Raw genomic sequence first — 4,149 nt, 5'->3', positions numbered from 1 at the left:
ATTAAAATGTTAGTGCTGAGCCTGACCGGCCAGTGCAACTTTGCCTGCCGTTACTGCTATGCTGCCGAGCATGAACGCAGTATGATGTCACCGGAAACAGCGTTGGCAGCAGTTAAGCTGGCGGCGGACGGCGGTGAACGCTTCGTAATTCAGTTCAGCGGCGGCGAGCCGCTGCTGAACTTTGATTGCCTGAAGGCAGTGGTAGATTATGTGCATCAGGAAAAGCCGCCTGCCGTACTGCAGCTGCAGACTAACGGCTCTTTGCTTACTGATAAGATTGCAAAGTATCTCTATAAAAATAAGGTTGCTATCGGCGTGAGCCTTGACGGCAGACCGGCTGTCAATGATAAGCTGAGGCTGAAAAAGAATGGCTACGGTGCGACCGGAGAAATCCTCAAAGGTATTGAGGTTTTACGCCGCAACAATATTGCCTGCGGCGTAACCTGTGTAGTGACATCGGAAAATGTAGATACACTTGAAGGCATTGTGGATTTTGCCTATTTTTTGGGCAACATCCGTAAAATCGGCTTTGACATCCTGCGCGGGCAGGGACGTGGCCGCAATCTGCAGCCGCCAACGCCTGCAGCAATGCAGCAGGCTATGCAGCGCGTTTTTGCGCGCTGCGACGAGCTGGCGAAGCTCACAGGAATGCGCATAGCGATTGCGCAGCAGGAGCGGGCGCAGCTTTTGTGTAAGGATTGCAGTCTGACCTTCGGCCATTGCTACGCCATGAACGGTGAAGCAGCCTTTGTGGATGCCAAGGGGGATATTTACGCCTGCTCCTCGCTGGTAGGCAATGCGGATTTTTACCTTGGTAATGTATATAACGGCTTAGAGCCTGCTTTGGTAGAAAAAACTAAGCAGGTGATTGCCGAGTCTATGGATTTTTGCCGTCAATGCGGTGATTTTAAATTGTGCGGCGGCGGTTGCTTCGCGCGTTGGTATGGCTTCGAGGATAAGTCTGCCTATGGTGCGGAATGCAGCATGAAGCGTGAAGCGATAAAACGCATACAAAAGTAAAAAAACGTCAGCGTCGGGTGCTTAACAAAGTATTTCGCTTCGCTGACGTTTCTTTGTTAATAAATAATGCGTCAGGTAATGCTTCTGACATCTAACAGGTATTTTCTACATATCTTTTGACATAACTAAGCTGCTTGGTAGTATCTTTTGCTTGACTATATTCTTAGTATATACAATAAAATAGAAAAAATGATTGTTTAGAATTTTCGGAGGCAATGGAATGAAAATTGCTTTATGTCATTTAGAGCTCAGCTGCGGTCCGCAGGAGCGCAATCTGCAGATATTGGAGCAGGCAGTGCGCATTGCTGCGGAGCAGGGCGCAGACTGGGTATTAACGCCGGAGATGGCAGTACAGGGATATTATTTTTATCGCATAGATGAAAACGCTGTGGTAGTGCCTCAGCCGTCACCTGAGCTGGAGCCGCTGCGTAAATTGTGCTGTGAATATGGCATTACCCTCTTTTTAGGCTGCGGCGAATATGATGCTGCCTGTGATAAAAACTTCAACAGCTGTCTTGTCTTTGGTCCTGATGGTGAAATCATCGGCCGTCACCGCAAGCTCTTTGGCGAGTGCATGGCATCCGAGTCTTGGGCGCGCAAGGGTGACAGTTTTACCGTGCTTCCCTGCAGCGGACTGCAGACAGGAGTGCTGGTGTGCGCTGACCTGTGGTTCCCGGAATATTATGAGGGAACCAAGGCACACGGTGCCGAAATAATTGTCGACGTTGCTGCCTGGCCGCCGACACAGGTATGCGGTAATCCGCTTCCCGCTTGGCTGCATGCATCTAAGGTAACTGATGTGACGATAATTGTCTGCAATCAGACCGGTTCCCCGCAGTGGATGGATATGAATGTGGGGCAGAGCGTGGTTATTGACCGGGGTGAGCTGAAGCTGGCGTACAGCGGTGAGCCTGCGGTGTTGCTTTTTGATTATGATGCAGAAGCTAAGTGTGTGCAGTCAGTTGCCTATGATGTTCATTATATAAAGTAAGTAAATAAATGCTTGCGGCGAAATAATATCCCTATTTTTGCCGTTGACGAGTAAGTGATAAGAAGATAAACTGATAGCTGAGAGAGAAAGCTAGTTTTGCTGTACGCCTGTCTTGAAAGTATAGAGGCGGATGGTATGCTATAAATTATTTCAAAGGTGGGTTTAGAGTATGAAAAAGGTTCAAAGCTTACGTAATGCTGTAGTGGTGTCCTTGCTTGCAGGTACAACTGTAGTATGGGGGGGCACGGCGTTTGCAGCAGAGGATTTGCAGGAGTTCGCACTTGAGGATATGGTGGTAACTGCTACCAGAACCGAAAGCAAAATGGTTGATGTTCCTGTAAATACAACCGTTATTTCTGCAGAAAAAATCGCTGACAGACATTATCTGGATGTAGCTGATGTACTGAAGGATGTACCGGGTGCTACGGTTATGGACACCGGTGTTGGCGCTTATGAAAAGAAAGTAGTTTTAAATGGCGATGAACGCGTTCTCGTCCTTGTTGATGGCAAACGCGTTAACATTGATATGGGAACAATGAGTCGTGCCAGCTATGATTTAAATCAAATGCCAGATGTAAGCCTTATCGAGCGCATTGAAGTTGTTAAAGGTCATGGTGGCGCACTTTATGGCAGCGATGCCGTTGGTGGTGTAGTTAATATTATCACTAAGAAGGTGGACCATAGCTATGGTAAGGTTTCTATGGGCTTTGGATCTCATCAGGCACGTGATGCAAAAGCTATGTACACTATAAAAGAAGGTAAGACTGGCGTTATGGTTGCAGCCTCTAAATATAAACAAGGCTATCATGAGTATAAAGATGCTAAAACAGAAGCAAATGAGAGATGGCCTGCTGCGTCTACTTATGAAAATGAAAAGGTTTCTGTGAAATTAAGCCAAGAGCTTTCAGAAACATCTAATTTAGAACTTGGTTATGATTTCAGTAAGTTTGAAGGCGTTAGATCTTATAGTACAAAGGCAAAGTCTGCAAGCTTCAGCAACAAAAAAACGAATGATTTTTATGCAAAGTATAATTGGACTGTCAATGATAAGGATCAAGGCTTTATCCAACTTTATCGTAATAAATATGATTATTACAATGCGGGCGATATGTACGAAACTGATACAGGCTTTGAAGCTCAGCAGAACATTACCTTGTCAGATAACAACAGATTAGTTGTAGGTGCTTCCTATCGTAAGGCTAAAGCATTAAATGCTACGTCATATACAGCAGAAAAATCCATTAATAATAAAGCTGTTTTTGTCAGCGACCAATGGGAATTTGCACCTAGCTGGACTTTGGATGCAGGCGTGCGCTATGATAAGCATAGTACCGCAGGCAGTAAAACTACTTGGAGTGCAGGTTTGAACAAGAAATTTGACGAAAACAGTCATGCGTACTTTAACTGGGGACAGGTTTTTAAGGCACCTACATTAGATGACTTGTATTATTATTCTTATTATTATGATGATAGAAATAAATATACATATGAAAGCTATGGTAACCCAAATCTGAAGCCTGAAAAAGGTGATACATGGACTATTGGTTATGGAACTAAGATAGCAGATAAAACATCTGTTAACATTAGCTATTTCCAAAGCAAGCTTGAAGATGCTATTGATTGGGATACTACTAATAGTGATAACGCTTCTGTATCAATTGTAAGAAATGTTGATAAGCAAAAGAAAAATGGTATGGAGTTGAGTGTTGCTCACGAGCTGAACGATAACTGGGATTTAGAGGCTTCCTATACCTATATTCGTGTAAAAAATAATGAGCATGGCAGTGGCTATGTTCGTGATGCTAACTATATTCCTAATATGTATCGCTTTGGTGTTCGCTATCACGATGACCTGTGGAATGCTGATTTGTTCCTGCGTGGTGGCAGTGGTGCAGACAAGAGTGCCTATGTTGACAGCAAATACATGACCTTGGACATGTCTGTGGCATATAAAGCAACGAAAGACCTTTCCTTCTATGCTAAGGGCTACAATCTGTTCAACAAGGCTTATGCTGAAAGTGCTGGTATTGATGGTGGTACTTACAAGTATCCTGCACAGGGCAGACGCTTCATAATCGGCGCAGAATACACTTTTTAATAGCATAACAGTTTAACCTTTAAGGCGGCGCAATGCGCCG

At 44.6% G+C, this 4,149-nt stretch carries 3 protein-coding genes; all 3 read left to right on the top strand.

The features are described from left to right. Positions 1-1,020, top strand: a 1,020-nt coding sequence (locus tag HMPREF9443_RS07455; RefSeq protein WP_009145964.1) for a radical SAM/SPASM domain-containing protein, incomplete at its 5' end; no start/stop codon positions are given. 220 nt (positions 1,021-1,240) lie between these two features. Next, complete coding sequence (locus HMPREF9443_RS07450) at positions 1,241-2,011, top strand: carbon-nitrogen hydrolase family protein (RefSeq protein ID WP_009145963.1); 771 nt, start codon at positions 1,241-1,243, stop codon at positions 2,009-2,011. Positions 2,012-2,180: 169 nt separating this feature from the next. After that, complete coding sequence (locus HMPREF9443_RS07445; protein ID WP_009145962.1) at positions 2,181-4,109, top strand: TonB-dependent receptor plug domain-containing protein; 1,929 nt, start codon at positions 2,181-2,183, stop codon at positions 4,107-4,109. Positions 4,110-4,149: the final 40 nt, after the last annotated feature.

It is taken from the genome of Phascolarctobacterium succinatutens YIT 12067 (genome assembly GCF_000188175.1).
Classification (GTDB): Bacteria; Bacillota; Negativicutes; order Acidaminococcales; family Acidaminococcaceae; genus Phascolarctobacterium_A; species Phascolarctobacterium_A succinatutens.
Note: the sequence above shows the minus strand (reverse complement) of the source record. Positions and strands in the feature narration are given on the sequence as shown.